At 42.6% G+C, this 15621-nt stretch carries 16 protein-coding genes, 1 pseudogene and 2 other annotated features; of the genes and pseudogenes, 14 read left to right on the forward strand and 3 right to left on the reverse strand.

Annotated features, from left to right (window positions below):
* Nucleotides 1-310: 310 nt before the first annotated feature.
* The 13 genes from AAEO50_RS19945 (at nt 311) to AAEO50_RS20005 (ending at nt 13166) form a co-directional block, all read left to right on the forward strand.
* Nucleotides 311-607 carry a YhdT family protein gene (locus AAEO50_RS19945; protein WP_425383236.1) on the forward strand — a complete coding sequence of 99 codons (297 nt, stop codon included), beginning with the start codon at nt 311-313 and terminating at the stop codon, nt 605-607.
* Nucleotides 600-2030 carry a sodium/pantothenate symporter gene (gene panF, locus AAEO50_RS19950; RefSeq protein ID WP_341986114.1) on the forward strand — a complete coding sequence of 477 codons (1431 nt, stop codon included), beginning with the start codon at nt 600-602 and terminating at the stop codon, nt 2028-2030. The genes AAEO50_RS19945 and panF overlap by 8 nt, the downstream gene beginning before the upstream one ends.
* Before the next feature lie 374 nt (nt 2031-2404).
* The gene (locus tag AAEO50_RS19955; RefSeq protein ID WP_341986115.1) at nt 2405-3265 is read left to right on the forward strand and encodes a GNAT family N-acetyltransferase; all 861 of its coding nucleotides are present in this window, start codon (nt 2405-2407) and stop codon (nt 3263-3265) included.
* A 73-nt stretch (nt 3266-3338) separates the two neighbouring features.
* Nucleotides 3339-3586: a binding site (T-box leader), on the forward strand.
* 43 nt (nt 3587-3629) lie between these two features.
* Nucleotides 3630-3879 (forward strand) — a binding site (T-box leader).
* A gap of 59 nt (nt 3880-3938) precedes the next feature.
* Nucleotides 3939-5324: an anthranilate synthase component I gene (gene trpE / locus AAEO50_RS19960; RefSeq protein ID WP_341986116.1), complete on the forward strand. Its 1386-nt coding sequence runs from the start codon at nt 3939-3941 to the stop codon at nt 5322-5324.
* Nucleotides 5321-5932: an aminodeoxychorismate/anthranilate synthase component II gene (locus tag AAEO50_RS19965; protein ID WP_341986117.1), complete on the forward strand. Its 612-nt coding sequence runs from the start codon at nt 5321-5323 to the stop codon at nt 5930-5932. The genes trpE and AAEO50_RS19965 overlap by 4 nt, the downstream gene beginning before the upstream one ends.
* Complete coding sequence (trpD, locus tag AAEO50_RS19970) at nt 5904-6929, forward strand: anthranilate phosphoribosyltransferase (RefSeq protein WP_341986118.1); 1026 nt, start codon at nt 5904-5906, stop codon at nt 6927-6929. Before AAEO50_RS19965 ends, trpD begins: the two co-directional genes overlap by 29 nt.
* Entirely contained in the window at nt 6930-7718 is a 789-nt protein-coding gene (trpC, locus tag AAEO50_RS19975) for an indole-3-glycerol phosphate synthase TrpC (RefSeq protein ID WP_341986120.1), read from the forward strand.
* On the forward strand, nt 7715-8353 hold the full coding sequence (locus AAEO50_RS19980) for a phosphoribosylanthranilate isomerase (protein ID WP_341986121.1): 639 nt from the start codon (nt 7715-7717) through the stop codon (nt 8351-8353). Before trpC ends, AAEO50_RS19980 begins: the two co-directional genes overlap by 4 nt.
* Nucleotides 8350-9552, forward strand: a complete 1203-nt coding sequence (gene trpB, locus AAEO50_RS19985; RefSeq protein WP_341986123.1) for a tryptophan synthase subunit beta — start codon at nt 8350-8352, stop codon at nt 9550-9552. The genes AAEO50_RS19980 and trpB overlap by 4 nt, the downstream gene beginning before the upstream one ends.
* Complete coding sequence (gene trpA, locus AAEO50_RS19990) at nt 9545-10339, forward strand: tryptophan synthase subunit alpha (RefSeq protein WP_341986125.1); 795 nt, start codon at nt 9545-9547, stop codon at nt 10337-10339. The genes trpB and trpA overlap by 8 nt, the downstream gene beginning before the upstream one ends.
* A gap of 325 nt (nt 10340-10664) precedes the next feature.
* Nucleotides 10665-10820, forward strand: coding sequence for a hypothetical protein (locus AAEO50_RS19995; RefSeq protein WP_341986127.1), 156 nt, complete (start codon nt 10665-10667; stop codon nt 10818-10820).
* A gap of 222 nt (nt 10821-11042) precedes the next feature.
* Nucleotides 11043-12686 (forward strand): CoA-disulfide reductase, encoded by a 1644-nt coding sequence (locus AAEO50_RS20000; RefSeq protein WP_341986128.1) that lies wholly within the window; start codon nt 11043-11045, stop codon nt 12684-12686.
* A gap of 114 nt (nt 12687-12800) precedes the next feature.
* Complete coding sequence (locus AAEO50_RS20005) at nt 12801-13166, forward strand: VOC family protein (protein ID WP_341986129.1); 366 nt, start codon at nt 12801-12803, stop codon at nt 13164-13166.
* A 63-nt stretch (nt 13167-13229) separates the two neighbouring features.
* Here the strand turns inward: AAEO50_RS20005 and AAEO50_RS20010 are convergent, their stop codons facing one another.
* On the reverse strand, nt 13230-13829 hold the full coding sequence (locus tag AAEO50_RS20010; RefSeq protein ID WP_341986130.1) for a class I SAM-dependent methyltransferase: 600 nt from the start codon (nt 13827-13829) through the stop codon (nt 13230-13232).
* A gap of 118 nt (nt 13830-13947) precedes the next feature.
* Between AAEO50_RS20010 and AAEO50_RS20015 the strand changes: the two genes are divergently transcribed.
* Nucleotides 13948-14442, forward strand: a complete 495-nt coding sequence (locus AAEO50_RS20015) for a metallophosphoesterase (protein ID WP_341986131.1) — start codon at nt 13948-13950, stop codon at nt 14440-14442.
* Between the two features lie 42 nt (nt 14443-14484).
* Here AAEO50_RS20015 and AAEO50_RS20020 read toward each other — a convergent pair whose 3' ends face one another.
* Nucleotides 14485-15309 carry a GNAT family N-acetyltransferase gene (locus AAEO50_RS20020; protein ID WP_341986132.1) on the reverse strand — a complete coding sequence of 275 codons (825 nt, stop codon included), beginning with the start codon at nt 15307-15309 and terminating at the stop codon, nt 14485-14487.
* Between the two features lie 71 nt (nt 15310-15380).
* A pseudogene (locus AAEO50_RS21440) lies at nt 15381-15621 on the reverse strand (hypothetical protein); the annotation flags it as partial.

The following is a 15621-nucleotide window of genomic DNA, read 5'->3' on the forward strand; positions in this document are numbered from 1 at the left end:
GCGGGTGGCATAAGGCGAATCGACCACGAAGGCGTTCTTTGCCTTCTTGGTCGGTTTGACTTATGACATGTGCCTCTAAGCCCCAGAGCTAGACAAGTCTCACATTGGCCACTTCTCCCGCAGGAGTCTTCGTCTTGCACTCCAATCAACAGCTGGAACCACTCTAAATCAATCATAATATTTAACATAGCATTTTAATTATGAACTTTTTAGAGGCACATGTTTGATAAATTAACAAAGCTTTTTCAATATATTAGGAAGTTATTGCATTTCGCTTCTGCCTATCGTAAATTGTAGAAGAATGGAAGGAATGAAAAGGAGTGATAAGAGAGTGAAAGAAAAAGAAGATAAACGGTTTCCTATCGCTCATCGTGAAGCTTTAATTGGAATTGGTCTTGTTGTCATTAATTTTTTATGGTGGTATGGATTTGCGTTTGGACTGGGCGATGGGCCTGTTTCTGATTATGACTGGATCATGGGAATGCCAGCATGGTTCTTTTACAGCTGTATTGCCGGTTTTTTGCTGATGGTGGTTTTAGTGGTAGTTGTTGTAAGGTATATGCTTACAGATATTCCTTTTGATGGAGAGGAGGAATATCGTGAATAGCATGGCTTTGATTCCAATGATTATCTTTTTAATCATCATTTTCATAGTAGGTGTTTACTCTTCAAAAAGCATCGGGAAAGCAGATTCGTTTGTACAGGATTACTTCCTGGGAAGCAGGCAGCTTGGCGGATTTATTCTGGCGATGACCATGATTGCTACATATGGAAGTGCAAGCAGTTTTATTGGCGGCCCCGGGGCAGCTTATTCATTTGGTTTATCTTGGGTGCTGCTTGCGATGTCGCAAGTTGTCACAGGTTACTTCGTCCTTCTTGTACTTGGTAAAAAGTTTGCGATCATGTCGCGGAAATATAATGCTGTCACACTGGTAGACTATTTACAAGGACGTTACCAAAATCAATATATTACAATTCTATCCGCTCTCAGTATTATTATTTTTCTTTTTTCAGCCATGATTGCGCAATGGGTGGGAGGAGCAAGATTGATAGAATCATTAACCGGTCTGTCTTATAAGAGTGCTTTATTCTTATTTGCTGTTTCAGTACTTGTTTATGTCATCATTGGCGGGTTCAAGGCGGTGGCCGTCACAGACGCAATCCAGGGAGTCGTGATGCTTGGCGGTACGATGATCTTACTGATTGCAACGATTATCGCCGGAGGCGGCATGGAAAATATCATGCTGGATTTAAAAGCAGAGAATCCCAATCTCTTAAGGCCAAATGGTGCAAATGGTGAATTAAGCGTAAGATATATTTCTTCATTTTGGGTGTTGGTAGGTGTCGGCGTTATCGGCCTCCCGCAAGTAGCCGTTAGGGCAATGAGTTATAAGAATTCACGCTCCATGCACCGCGCGCTGATCATCGGGACAATCGTCGTCGGTTCAATCATGCTTGGCATGCATTTGATAGGAGTTCTTGCACGTGCAGTGATGCCCGGGGTGGAAGTTGCAGATAAGGTCATGCCCCTACTCGCTTTGGAAGTTCTGCCTCCGTGGCTGGCAGGCATCGTTCTGGCCGCTCCGATGGCTGCGATTATGTCGACGGTCGATTCCCTTTTGTTGATTGTCTCTTCTGCCATCGTGAAGGATCTTTATATGAATTTCGTAAATAAAGAAGCAGGGGAAAAGAAAGTGAAAAAGATGAGCTTCCTTGTGACATCAATCACCGGGATTGCAGTATTCCTCATGGCTTTAAGTCCCCCAGAGTTGATCATCTGGCTGAATCTATTTTCCTTTGGAGGCTTGGAAGCGGTGTTTATCTGGCCGATTGTACTCGGTCTATACTGGAAAACTGGCAATGCCTATGGAGCGCTGGCTTCGATGCTGTCGGGATTGATTTCATATATCTTATTTCACAGCTTCCTGCCAAATTACCTGGATATGCACACCGTCGTATTCCCAATACTCATATCCTTCTTCATGTATATAACAGTTTCACTGTTCACCAAGAGAAAAATAATTTATTAGAGTAGTGGCTGGGACACAGGAGTTTTAGCCTAATTAAAACCCTAACTAATTTGCGTTCTAAGAGGCAAATCAGATAGGGTTTTTAATTTGATCAAATGGACATTTAGATTTAGTTGTTTCCAGCGGTTGATTGGAGTGCAAGACGAAGACTCCTGCGGGAAAAGCGAAGCAGGGGAGACCCCACAGGCGCAAAGCTCCGAGGAGGCTCCCCGCTCGCCCGCGGAAAGCGAAGTCTTGCACGGAAATCATTAGCGGTATTAAGAGCCTGCACTGAAATTGGTCGTCTTTATATGATGGTTTTTTAGTTTTGTCCAAACCATTTTTTTGAAGGAAAATGATGCACGAACAAAGAACTAGTAAGTGAGGTGGGGAAAATGAGTTGGAAATTGACAAAATATAAAGATATCAATAGCTTTTACAAACGGGTGTATCCTTTTCTTCTAAGGAAGGAAGCAGAAAATAATTTACCACTTGGGCTGTTGAACAGCATCAAAACGGGTGACCGGTTTAAAGACCCTCTTCTAGTAAGTGTAGAAGGTGAAGGATCTCATTTGAAGGGTGCATTCATCATGACGCCGCCGCATCATCTGGTGGCAGTTCTTGAAATAGATGAGAAAGATTACAGCACCATTGCAGAAGAACTGAATAAACTTTTTAGTGAGGAAGGAATCACCATACCGGGATTCGTCTCGGAAAAAAATACCGCACTAAAACTGACAGAAGCGTGGTGCAATCTGACAGGCTGCAATCATCATATCGGGATGAATCAAAGAATATACAAGCTGAATCAAGTAAAAGATATTGCGATTCCTAAAGGACGATTGGTCAGCGCCAAAGAGAAAGACAGCCAGCTGCTGGCTAATTGGATAATAGGTTTTATTGAAGAAACAGGGGTCAATACTTTATCAAAGAATGAAGCACTAGAAAGAGCTCAGGATATGGTTTCAAATGAAAAATATGTTTACTTTTGGGAAGTTGACGGAGAGCCCGTATCCATGGCTAGAGGAGGAAGATGGACAGACAACGGAATCACCGTGAATTTTGTCTATACCCCGAAGCGATATAGAAAAAATGGATATGCCTCCGCCGTCGTAGCTGGATTGAGCAATGTTTTACTGAAAGAGTTCGAATTCTGTACCCTATATACAGACCTTGATAACCCGACATCCAATAAAATTTATATGGAGATCGGATATGAGCCTGTCTGCGATTCACTGATGGTCAACTTAACCTGAAGAAAAAAATATATACTTTTGTATTGACATCCTTTCAGAAACAAATTAGTATAATAAACAATAAATAAATGAGCGAATGGCTTTGACGAAGAGGAGTACCCTTTGCAAACACTCAAGAGAGCTAGTGGCTGGTGTGAACTAGTGTGGATGCATTGGCGAATGGACTTCCGAGCCTCCAAACTGAAACCTTGTGGGGGAGTAGGCTTTGGCGAATGTCTTATCGTTACAAAAGACACGCATTCAAGCTATTGGCTTCGATGCGGTAAAGTGGACTGTTCAGGCAGTCAACAAAGGTGGCACCACGGGTATCTCGTCCTTTTTATAAGGAAGTGAGATGCCCTTTTTTGTTTGCAAAATTAAATAAAGTAAATCGTTGAATAAGAAGAGTACGCTTAAGTGATGCTTTACAGAGAGTTAAGGAACGGTGAGACCTTGGCAGGATAGCTTAAGCTGAATGGACTTATGAGAGATGACTTGAACAGTGGAGTAGGGTCATACGGGTTTCCACCGTTATATGGATAGAATATCGGGTTTTATCCCTGTATTCGAAATGAAGAGGGAGTAAGTTCATTACTCCAATCTGAGGTGGCACCGCGGTCAGCATCGTCCTCTATAAACACATTATAACTGTGTTTATAGAGGACTTTTTTTATTTCGATTGGAGGAATGGAAAGTGAAGCATCAAGAGGCAGTCAATTATGCAGTGAAAGAATTAAATGGTGATCTATACACGCCTATTTCCCTTTATCAATCATTGAAGGGCTCGAAAAAGTTTTTGCTCGAAAGTTCATTGAAACATGAACAGTCAGGAAGGTACTCCTTCGTTGGAAGCGATCCTTTATTCGAATATAAAGCCTGCGGAAATCGTGTGCAAATCATGCACAACCAATCAGGAGAAGTGGAAGAGCGGGAAGGAAATCCAATAGAAATCATACAGGATTTGATCCCAGCCGTTGACCAGCAGGGTCTGAGTTTACCTTTTGCAGGTGGAGGAATCGGGTATCTCGGTTATGATGTGGTCCGGCAATATGAAGACATTGGATCAATGCCGCAGGATGAAATGGAAATGCCCGATATCCATTTGATGTTTTATGAAAAGGTAATCGTATTCGATCACGCTGAACAAAAAATGACGATCGTTGTCCTGGAAACAGAAGGAGAAAATCTTGAAGGCAAACTGAGTGAAGTTGAAAACCAAATCACTAAAGTATCCCTTGATGTCAATGAAGTGAATCTTAATGGTCTGAAGTTTGAAGCACAAATTTCAGAGCGGGAGTTCATTGAAAAAGTGAAATCGGCTAAAGAGTACATCCAGAAGGGAGACATCTTCCAGGTCGTGCTTTCTCAAAGGATGAATGCCTCTTTCACAGGGGATTCATTCAGCTTCTATAGGAAACTGAGGCAAACCAATCCGTCCCCGTATATGTTTTTCATAGATTTTGAGGAATATGTGGTGCTGGGGGCTTCGCCTGAAAGCCTGGTAAAAGTTCAAGGCAGAAGGATTACAACGAATCCAATTGCCGGAACAAGAAAAAGGGGGGCAACAGAGGACGAAGATTTACAATTGGAAAATGAATTGGCTTCAGATGAAAAAGAAATAGCTGAGCACAGAATGCTTGTCGACTTGGGAAGAAACGATTTAGGCAAGGTATGTGAACCAGGCTCGATCAAATTGACTAAATATATGCTGGTAGAGCGTTATAAATATGTAATGCACTTGGTATCAGAAGTGAAAGGATTGCTCAAAGAAGAAATTACCCCCCTCGAAGCCCTGGTAAGCTGTTTACCAGCAGGGACTGTAAGCGGTGCTCCCAAAATCAGGGCCATGCAGATCATAAATGAGCTTGAGGAGAAGAAAAGAGGGGTATATTCGGGAGCCATCGGTTATATAGGAGTGAATGGCAACCTGGATTTTGCCTTGGCCATCAGGACACTGGTACTGAAAGATAAAACAGCATATGTGCAGGCCGGGGCTGGAATTGTATATGACTCAGACCCGAACAGTGAATATGAAGAGACGCTGAATAAAGCCAAGTCTCTACTGGAGGTGGGAAAATGATACTGCTCATCGACAATTATGATTCTTTCACATATAACCTGTATCAATATATCAAGGAATTGGGTGAAGAGGTTCTGATCAAAAGAAATGACAAGATCACGGTTCAGGAAATACATGAACTCAAACCATCCGGAATCGTCCTGTCACCAGGCCCCGGCACTCCTGAAAAAGCGGGTATCTGCATCGAAATTATCCAGAATCTTCACACTAATGTACCGATTCTGGGTGTTTGTCTTGGCCATCAGTCAATCGCAGCAGCTTTCGGGGCAAGTATCGTGATTGCTGATCATATCATGCATGGAAAAACATCGCTGATCCGCCACAATGGTGAGGGCCTATTCCAATATTTAAGTCAGCCGCTTGGCGTGATGAGGTATCATTCATTAATCATTGAGAAAGAAACACTGCCCCCTCAGTTTGAAATAGCAGCTCTTTCAATGGATGACAAAGAGATCATGGCCATTAAGCATGTGCGTTACCCCGTTTTCGGAGTCCAATTTCACCCCGAATCAATCGGAACTGATACCGGGAAAAAGATGTTAAAAAACTTTTTAGATGAGATAAGAAAGGAGAATAACCGTGAAACAGTTTCTGCAAAAGCTATCTAACGGACATTCTTTAGAAAGAGATGAGATGAGAATAGCAGCACAAGAATTATTCAGCGAGGAAACGGCAGACAGTCAAATAGCGTCATTCCTGACACTTTTGAAAATAAAAGGTGAATCGGTGGATGAAATTACAGGACTGGTTGAGGTGCTCAGGGAAAAGGCCATGCCGGTAAGAAGCAAGATGAAGGGAGTATTGGATAACTGCGGTACCGGTGGAGACGGCTCGAACAGTTTCAATATCAGTACGGCAAGTGCATTTGTACTGGCCGGAGCGGGAGTGAAGGTGGCAAAGCACGGAAACAGAAGCATATCCAGTAAAACCGGCAGTGCAGATGTTCTCGAGCATATGGGCGTTTCACTCGACTTCCATTCAAATGAAATCAACACGCTTCTTTCGGAATGCAATATCGCGTTTCTCTACGCACCACATATCCATTCAGGGTTAAAGAGGATTATGAAAGTCAGGAAGGAAATGAAGATTCCTACTATCTTTAACTTGATCGGCCCTTTGACGAATCCGGTACAGCTTGAAACTCAGCTGATCGGGGTGTACAGGAGAGATAAGCTTGAGACGATGGCCAAGGTGTTGAACGAACTCGGCAGAAAGAGGGCGATCGTTTTGAACGGAGCAGACTATATGGATGAAGCATCGCTTGCAGGAGAAAATCATCTGGTTCTATTGGAAAACGGCAGAATAACACCTTTTACACTGAAAGGTGAAGATGTGGGGCTGCCCCATTATCCAAATTCAATGATTAAAGGAGGAGAAGCTGCAGAAAATGCCCGGATTCTTCAAGATATACTCGAAGGAAAAGAGGGGCCGCATCTGGACACCGTTCTATTCAATACCGGCATTGCTTTGTATGCCCATGGCAGTGTTTCGAGTGTTGCTGAAGGGGTCAAAGCGGCAAGGGAAAGCATTGTGTCAGGGAAAGCCAAAGAAACCCTTCAATCGCTCATTCGTTTCAGTCAACAAAAGAGAAAGCAGGTGATCTAAGTGTCTACTATCCTTCGGAAAATCATTAATAAAAAAACAGATGAAATAAAAGAACTGAAAGAACAAGGTTTCAAAAGCTATAATCAGTCATTTAAGCATACGAGCGGATTATATGATTCTTTAGTAAAAGCAGACAGATTGCAGGTGATAGCTGAAATAAAGCGGGCATCTCCTTCCAAAGGTGATATCAGGTTGGAGGTAGATCCCGCACAGCAAGCGAAAGTATACGAAAAGGCTGGTGCCGCGGCCATTTCAGTATTGACAGACACTCCCTTCTTTAAAGGAACGATGGATGATCTGGCAAAAGTAAGGAAGGAGGTTTCCATCCCGATCTTATGTAAGGACTTCATTCTCGATCCCGTACAGATCGACCGTGCGAAAGATGCCGGTGCAAATATCATTCTCCTTATTGTGGCTGCACTGGATGAACAAACACTTCATTCACTGGCTGACTATGCAGAGAGTCTGGGACTTGAAGTACTGGTAGAGGTCCACAATGAAGGCGAAATGAAAGTAGCTATGGACATGGGGGCACGAATCATCGGCATCAATAATCGAAACTTAAAAACGTTCGACGTCAGTTTGGAAGTGACTGAGGACCTGGGTACATTGGTGAACAATAAAGAAATCGTGCTGATCAGTGAAAGCGGGATTAAACAGGCTGCAGACTGTATCAGGGTTGCAAAAGCTGGGGCTCATGGCGTATTGGTGGGAGAAACCTTAATGAGAAGTGAAGATAGCGGCAAAACCCTTGCCTCCCTGCAGGTTTTAAGGGATGAAGTGAAATGACAAAAGTAAAAATATGCGGGATTCAAGAGTTGGAAGCGGCTATGTGGGCCGTCCAAGCAGGAGCGGATGCAGTGGGATTCGTTTTTGCGGACAGCAGGCGGAGAGTTACTCTGGAAAAGGCTGCTGCCATCTCTGTCTCACTCCCTGCAGAGATCCTAAGGATCGGTGTATTTGTGAATGCGTCGAAGGCGGAACTCCAAGATGCGTTGGAAAAGGTGAAGCTCGACTATGTTCAACTGCACGGAGATGAAAGCCCGGCGTTTTGCCGTACGCTGACCCTTCCTTACATCAAAGCTGTTTCTATTTTAGAAAAAAACGATTTGGATATTCTTCCAGCATACGGCGGTGAGATGGTGCTGGTTGACAGCGGAAAAGGACCATTCAGGGGAGGGAACGGGACCTCTTTTGACTGGGATTATCTTAAAGACAATCGATTCAGCAGTCAAAAATTGATTCTTGCCGGGGGCTTGAACAAGGAAAACGTAGGGGAAGCAATCCATAAAGTAAGGCCATACATGGTCGATGTATCCAGCGGTGTGGAAAGCGGCGGCATCAAAGATAAAGAGAAGATTGAGGAATTTATAAATGAAGTCAGAGCAATAAAAACAGAAATCGAAAGCGGGGAATTACAATGAATTATGCACAGCCGGACCAGAAAGGATTATTTGGACAGTTTGGTGGAAGATACGTTCCTGAAACATTGATGAAAGCAGTGAAAGAATTGGAAGCTGCCTATTCACATGCCTCACAGGACGAAGGATTCCAGCAGAAGCTAGGGTATTATCTTAAGGATTATGTCGGAAGAGAAAATCCTCTTTACTTTGCTGAAAATTTGACAAAAAAAACCGGCGGGGCAAAATTGTATCTAAAAAGGGAAGATTTAAACCATACCGGAGCCCACAAAATCAATAATACAATAGGTCAGGCATTATTGGCTGAACGTATGGGCAAGCGGAAGATTGTAGCCGAAACAGGAGCAGGTCAGCATGGGGTAGCCACTGCTACAGTTTGTGCATTGCTGAACCTTGAGTGTGTCATCTTTATGGGCGAAGAAGATATCAGAAGGCAGAAATTGAATGTCTTTCGGATGGAACTGCTTGGTGCGGAAGTGGTCAGTGTTACGGCAGGAAGCGCCACATTGAAAGATGCAGTAAACGAAGCCCTTCGTTACTGGGTTACGAATGTGGAAGATACTCACTATATAATCGGATCTGTGCTTGGACCGCATCCGTTCCCTAAAATGGTACGTGATTTCCAAAGTGTGATAGGAAAGGAAACAAGGAAACAATTTCTTGAGAAAGAAAACTCCCTTCCGCAGGCGATTGTGGCATGCGTAGGTGGAGGAAGCAATGCGATCGGGATGTTCCACCCGTTTATCGAAGACGAAGAAGTAGAATTGTATGGTGTTGAAGCAGCCGGCTCCGGAGTCGATTCAGATAAACATGCGGCAACCCTTACGAAAGGAACGCCGGGGATTCTGCATGGAAGCTTGATGTATCTCCTTCAGGATGAAGGAGGCCAGATTCTGGAAGCACATTCAGTGTCAGCCGGTCTGGATTATCCAGGTGTCGGCCCTGAACACAGCTTCTTGAAAGATAGTAAGAGAGTCCAATACACTTCCATCTCTGATAAAGAAGCGCTGGAAGCATTCAAACAGCTCTCGCAGACAGAAGGGATCATCCCCGCATTGGAAAGCTCACATGCTGTAGCTTATGCATTAAAATTAGCAAAGAACATGAAGAATGACGAATCAGTCGTTATTTGCCTGTCGGGCAGAGGTGATAAAGACGTGGAACAAGTGAAGGAATTGTTAGGAGGTAAAGAGAATGGGTAAAGTATTCATGGAGCAGGCATTTCAATATGAATTGGATAAAGGGAATAAACTGTTCATTCCTTACATTATGGCAGGGGACGGAGGAATCGATCGATTTATAGACACGCTGAAACAGCTGGAAGAAGCGGGAGCGACGGCAATCGAGGTAGGCATTCCTTTTTCAGACCCTGTAGCGGACGGACCCACCATTCAAAAAGCGGGGAAGAGGGCTCTGAAAGAGGGTGTCACTTTAACGCAAATACTTGATGAACTTGTCTTAAGAAGAGAAGAAATCGGTATCCCGTTAGTTTTCATGACTTATATAAATCCGGTTTATAAATTTGGAATCGATCGTTTCTTCAATCGATGTGAAGAAGCCGGGGTGGACGGACTGATCATCCCGGACCTTCCGGCAGAACATCTCGACTTGATATCCGGGCCTGCCAGTAAACATGGCATCGCAATCATCCAGCTTGCCACCTTGACTAGTTCCCGTGAACGAATCAGTGAACTTGCAGGGCTGACCGAAGGATTCTTATATGCTGTGACCATCAACGGCACGACAGGGGCAAGAAATGCTGTTAATGAAAAGATCGGTGATCATCTGCAAATATTAAAAGAATATAGTAGAGTACCTGTCCTTGCAGGCTTTGGAATCTCCACCCCTGACCATGTAAAAGAAATGACCGAGAATTGTGACGGGGTCGTAGTCGGGAGCCGGATCATCGACCTCCTTCAAGCGAACAAGCACAGTGAAATCAAAGAGTTAATCGATGCAGTAAAAGTGAATACGATACAGAATAACTGATTGATAGATCCTTGGTAAGTACTTTTATTAAGAAAATGTAAAACACTATTACTGATTCTAACTGTTGATTGGAGTACAAGACGAAGACCCCTGCTGGAGATGTGACCAATGTGAGACCCCGCAAGAGCAGATGAGGAGGCTCACAGGTCACCCGCGGAAAGCGAAGTCTTGCACGGAAATCAACAGCGGTGACTAACAGAGTGTCTTGGTTAAATGTAAAGGCCCTTTAAAGAAAAGTTAATTTATGGTAAAAAGCCTTCAATAACGCCTGGAAATAGTTATGATAGAGGTGTATTACAAATGCATCTTATTAGGAGGTCTTTACATGAAATCAATGAAGAAATGGTTATTAATGCTTTTGACGTCGGTATCAGTAATAGGATTTGCAGCGGGATGCAGCGGTGACGCAGAAGAAGACACAGGGACAGAAGAACAGATGGAAGAAGAATCAAATACTGAAGAAAGCAACACCGAAGAATAAAGAACTAAACAGTCAGTCCAAATGGGCTGGCTGTTTTATTATGGTCCGCAGTAATTAATTTTAGTAATTCGTATTCCCCAGCACACAAATTGTCACAAAATATACATACGGGGGTATATTGATTTTTTAGTGTCTGCTACATATAATAAGAGTGTAAAGGAAACCAATCAATTACTTTGTGAAAAATGTAACATACTATGTTATGAAAGAGGAGAAGCTCAAATGAAAAAGAAAATAGTGATCGTAGGCGGTGTTGCCGGCGGAGCGACAGCGGCAGCCAGATTGCGCCGATTAAATGAAGAAGATGAAATTGTTTTACTGGAAAAGGGTGAATACATCTCATTTGCCAATTGCGGTCTCCCGTATTATATCGGAGAAGTAATTACAAACAGAGAAGCTTTATTAGTTCAGACAGTGGAGGGGATGTCTAAAAAATTCAACCTTGATATCCGCAACTTAAGTGAGGTCGTTGAAATTAATCGTGAACGCAAAACCGTTTCAATCAAAAAAGTTGAAACCGGTGAGATATATGAAGAAAGCTACGATACTCTGATTCTATCACCAGGGGCACGTCCTATCGTACCTCCACTGAATGGCCTTTCGGATGCTGAGAATGTATTTACTCTCAGAAATGTTCCGGATACAGATAAAATAAAAGCATGGGTGGATGAAAAGAAGCCAAAAGAAGCAGTGATTATCGGCGGCGGCTTTATCGGACTTGAAATGGCGGAGAATTTACATCATCGCGGTGTGAATGTATCTGTTATTGAATTAGGGAATCAGGTAATGGCGCCTATCGACTATGAAATGGCAGCTATTGTACACTGGGAACTGGATAATGAAGGTGTAGAACTATATCTGAACGATGGAGTTAAAGCATTTAAAGATGGCGGGCGCACAATCGTCCTTCAGAGCGGCAAGGAATTAACGAGTGATCTTACGATTTTATCAATCGGTGTCCGCCCTGAAAACGAACTTGCAGAAAAAGCGGGATTAACATTAGGTGAACGCGGCGGTATTGTGGTTAATCAAACTCTTCAAACGGATGATCCAAATATTTACGCCATTGGTGACGCAATAGAAGTAAGAGACTATGTGCAGGGTACCCCGGCGATGATTCCTCTTGCATGGCCGGCAAACCGTCAAGGACGACTTGCTGCAGATCATATAAATGGAAGAAATGCTGTTTATAAAGGCAGTTTAGGGACGTCAGTGGCCAAGGTATTTGGTTTGACCGTTGCAGCAACAGGAAATAATGAAAAACTATTAAAACGATCAGGAGTAGATTATGAAGCTGTACACATACATCCAAACTCCAATGCTGCCTATTATCCTGGTGGAAGCCAGCTTTCTATGAAGTTGTTATTCCAACCCGATACCGGTGAAATATTCGGTGCACAGGCTGTGGGATATAAAGGGGTAGAAAAGCGAATTGATGTCATTGCAACTGCCATAAAAGGAAAGCTGAATGTCTGGGATCTTGCGGATCTCGAATTAGCTTATGCTCCTCCTTATTCATCTGCCAAAGATCCCGTAAACATGGCTGGATATGTTGGAGGAAACGTAGTGGAGGGGGATTTAAGTCTGGTCCATCACCATGAAATTGATGAGATAGTTAAAAAAGGCGGAGTTCTTATAGATGTAAGAGAGCCGGAAGAAAGAGAGTTTGGATTTATTACAGGCTCTATTAATATACCTTTAGGTGAACTAAGAGATCGATTAAGTGAACTACCTGAACAGCAGCATATTTATGTCAATTGCCAAGTAGGTTTGAGAGGATATCTGGCTACAAAAATCTTAACAAACAATGGGTTTAAAGCGAGTAATTTAAGCGGCGGTTATAAAACATATTTATTAGGGAAGTGAACAAAAAAGAGAAGAGTTTGAACTCTTCTCTTTTTTGTTTGAATCATTTGGAAAATTCAGTTAATCTAAAAGTAGATAAACCAACTATAAAGAGGAGAAAAGGAGGCTTTGAAAATGATAGTGAAAAAAATCAATACTGTGTTTATTCCTGTTGCTGACTTGAGGAAATCGGTGGAATGGTACGCGGAGAACCTGGGGTTCAGGCTGGACCAAAAGCAATATCGTGAAATTGATCAACTGCCTGTTTATACATTTCCCATGGGGGAGACGTCGCTGACATTGGAAGAAGAAGAGTCGTTTATGCCATCGACATCCACTGTCCCTATTTGCAATATCCATACTGCCGAAATAGAAAAAGTAAGAGAAGATTTTCTTTCTAAAGGTGTGAATATCGAATCGGATATTATTACTTTCCCGGACTTTTCATATTTCAACTTTCGAGATTTGAACGGTAATTTGTTGATGATTTGCACCGGATAAATTACATCGATAGCTCCGTTTGCACAATAAAAACCCTTCCTGAATTTCAGGGAGGGTTCAGCGTTATTTTGTGCCTTTCACACAAACAGTTAAGGCGGGACGTATTTTTTTATAGGATATCTGAATGTTTTTAAATCCTGCATTGGTCAATTCGTTCGAAATTTGTTCCGCGTACAGGAGGGCTCTGCTGTCTTTTTCTTCTTCTCCTCGGGGCTGCACAGTGATGACCATGGTTCCGCCTGGCTTGAGCATTTGATGTAAATGGTATAAAGCTCTATTTGTGTCAGTCCAGAGCGGATAATTATTCACTGAAAAGATGTGATCATACGGGTCATCATCTATCTGAAATTGAGAGATATCATGTACGAATAAGCGCACTCTGCCTTTTTGGATGGCTTCTTTGTTTTTTTGATGCGCAGCTTCCTTCATGGTTGAAGAAATATCAACTCCGTCTATCGTCGTACCGGAATCATTTTGCACGATTTTATCGATGCAATAACCTGGTCCGAAGCCTACTTCAAGGATGTGGTCTCCTTGTTGTATGGGCAGTTGCTGAAGGGACCACTTATTGATTCTCCGATTGTCGAATTCCATTATCTTTCCGACGACCCAACCGAGTATCCCTCTTGGACGCTTGAATTGCTTTTGCAGTGAAAATAACATGTTATCTCCTCATTTGTGATTGATAATATCATCATTCCACCAACGCGGTGATTTGAAACATTAGGCTCACCCGCGGAGATTTGATATTCTAAATGCAGAAACCGGAAAGGAGTAAAGAATGAAAATAACCGTTCTTTCGGATACACATATGCCAAGGAGGGGAAAGGGATTTCCAGAAGTGCTGGTCAAGGATATGGAAGAGAGCGAACTGATTATTCATGCAGGCGATTTTCAGACTTCGGAAATATACAACAGTTTGAGGGAATTCGGTGAATTGACTGGTGTGGTTGGAAATGTCGACGGAGAGGAATTAAAACGGATTCTCCCTAAGAAAACAATCCTTGAAATACATGGAATTAAAATAGGGATCGTCCATGGAGATGGCAAAGGAAAGACAACAGAAAAAAGGGCAGAAGAAGCCTTTCATAATGAAGATGTTGATATAATTATCTTCGGTCATTCCCATATTCCTTATTTAAGGTATCATCAAGGCGTATTATTATTCAACCCGGGTTCACCTACAGATAAGCGCAGGCAGCCAGCCTATTCTCATGGTGTTCTTTTAATTGAGGATGAACCCAGATGGTCTTTACAGCATAAATTTTACTCTTGAAAAAGGGTGGTAATCAGCCTTCATTGCCACCCTTGATTGAAATTAAATCTTGAATTGGTAGTAATCCTGGCTGTAAATCGTTTTAAATCCGCTTTTTTCATAGAGTTTCAGCGCTTTGCTGTTCGTAGCTGCTACATCAAGGAAAATATCCTGAGTCCATTTGGATTCTTCTCTGACTGTATAGGAAAGTGCCTTTCGTCCGATGCCTTTCCCTTGAAGTTGGGTGTCAACAGCAAATCCATAGATAAAACTTTGGTTCTGCATCCGCTGCATTCGTATTTTTCCGACTGTGTTTCCATCAACTTCGATCATTAAGCTTCTCTGATTCTTTTCCTTTATACACTCTATAAGCATAGATTCAGCATCTGACCGGCTCTGACCAAAACATTCTATATCTAATTTGATGCAGTAAGGAATGTCATCTTCCAGCATTTTTCTTGTCCTCACATTTTCAGACAAGGGGAGCTGACTATTGGGTTCCCATTTCATTTCATATTCAGTGAAGTCATATACCGCTTTAATGGAAGATGTGAAGGTTTTCCCTGAATCAGATGTGCCTGGCACGTTGATAAGAAGAGAATGGGCGTTCCGTTCTTTTAATGACGCAAGCGCCTTTGAAAACAATCCGTGAAAGATTCCCTTGCCCCTGGATTCTGGATGAACCATTCCGCATAACTCATACGAATCTCCGAAACCGTAAAGAGCAAGATACCCGATCAGGTTGTCATTGGCGTAATAAAAGTAATCATCCTCAAGATTGGAGCGCTGTTCAAGCATATCCCAATTCAGTTTTAACTTTATCCCATTGTCCTGCTCGCATATATCCTGCAGAGCCCTAATATCGTTAAGCTGTTTATTATTTAGCATAGTACTCTCCTGTAAAATATAGAATTTTCTTACTAATTTTAGTTGATTTTTACCAAATTAACAATCTTTATTTAACAAATCGTTCCTTTATCATTTTTTTGTTTAGCGAGAATAATTATAGAGCTTCTCCAATGTACGATTCCGTGCTGGACTAGGGCTGTAAAAACAATTTCCGTGTAGGTTCTAATTGCCGCTATTGATTTCCGTGCAAGACTTTGCTTTCCGCGGGTAGCCCGTGAGCCTCCTCGGCTTTGCCTGCGGGGTCTCACATAAGCTACTCTTCCCGCAGGAGTCTTCGTCTTGCACTCCAAT

The organism is Rossellomorea oryzaecorticis (genome assembly GCF_038405515.1).
Classification (GTDB): domain Bacteria; phylum Bacillota; class Bacilli; order Bacillales; family Bacillaceae_B; genus Rossellomorea; species Rossellomorea oryzaecorticis_A.

Excerpts from the sequence above, each read along its gene's own strand:
- AAEO50_RS19945 (WP_425383236.1), top strand. The coding sequence starts at position 311 with ATGAAAAGGAGTGATAAGAGAGTGAAAGAAAAAGAAGATAAACGGTTT.
- AAEO50_RS19955 (WP_341986115.1), top strand. The coding sequence starts at position 2,405 with ATGAGTTGGAAATTGACAAAATATAAAGATATCAATAGCTTTTACAAA.
- AAEO50_RS19965 (WP_341986117.1), top strand. The coding sequence starts at position 5,321 with ATGATACTGCTCATCGACAATTATGATTCTTTCACATATAACCTGTAT.
- AAEO50_RS19980 (WP_341986121.1), top strand. The coding sequence starts at position 7,715 with ATGACAAAAGTAAAAATATGCGGGATTCAAGAGTTGGAAGCGGCTATG.
- trpB (WP_341986123.1), top strand. The coding sequence starts at position 8,350 with ATGAATTATGCACAGCCGGACCAGAAAGGATTATTTGGACAGTTTGGT.
- trpA (WP_341986125.1), top strand. The coding sequence starts at position 9,545 with ATGGGTAAAGTATTCATGGAGCAGGCATTTCAATATGAATTGGATAAA.
- AAEO50_RS19995 (WP_341986127.1), top strand. The coding sequence starts at position 10,665 with ATGAAATCAATGAAGAAATGGTTATTAATGCTTTTGACGTCGGTATCA.
- AAEO50_RS20000 (WP_341986128.1), top strand. The coding sequence starts at position 11,043 with ATGAAAAAGAAAATAGTGATCGTAGGCGGTGTTGCCGGCGGAGCGACA.
- AAEO50_RS20005 (WP_341986129.1), top strand. The coding sequence starts at position 12,801 with ATGATAGTGAAAAAAATCAATACTGTGTTTATTCCTGTTGCTGACTTG.
- AAEO50_RS20010 (WP_341986130.1), bottom strand. The coding sequence starts at position 13,829 with ATGTTATTTTCACTGCAAAAGCAATTCAAGCGTCCAAGAGGGATACTC.
- AAEO50_RS20015 (WP_341986131.1), top strand. The coding sequence starts at position 13,948 with ATGAAAATAACCGTTCTTTCGGATACACATATGCCAAGGAGGGGAAAG.
- AAEO50_RS20020 (WP_341986132.1), bottom strand. The coding sequence starts at position 15,309 with ATGCTAAATAATAAACAGCTTAACGATATTAGGGCTCTGCAGGATATA.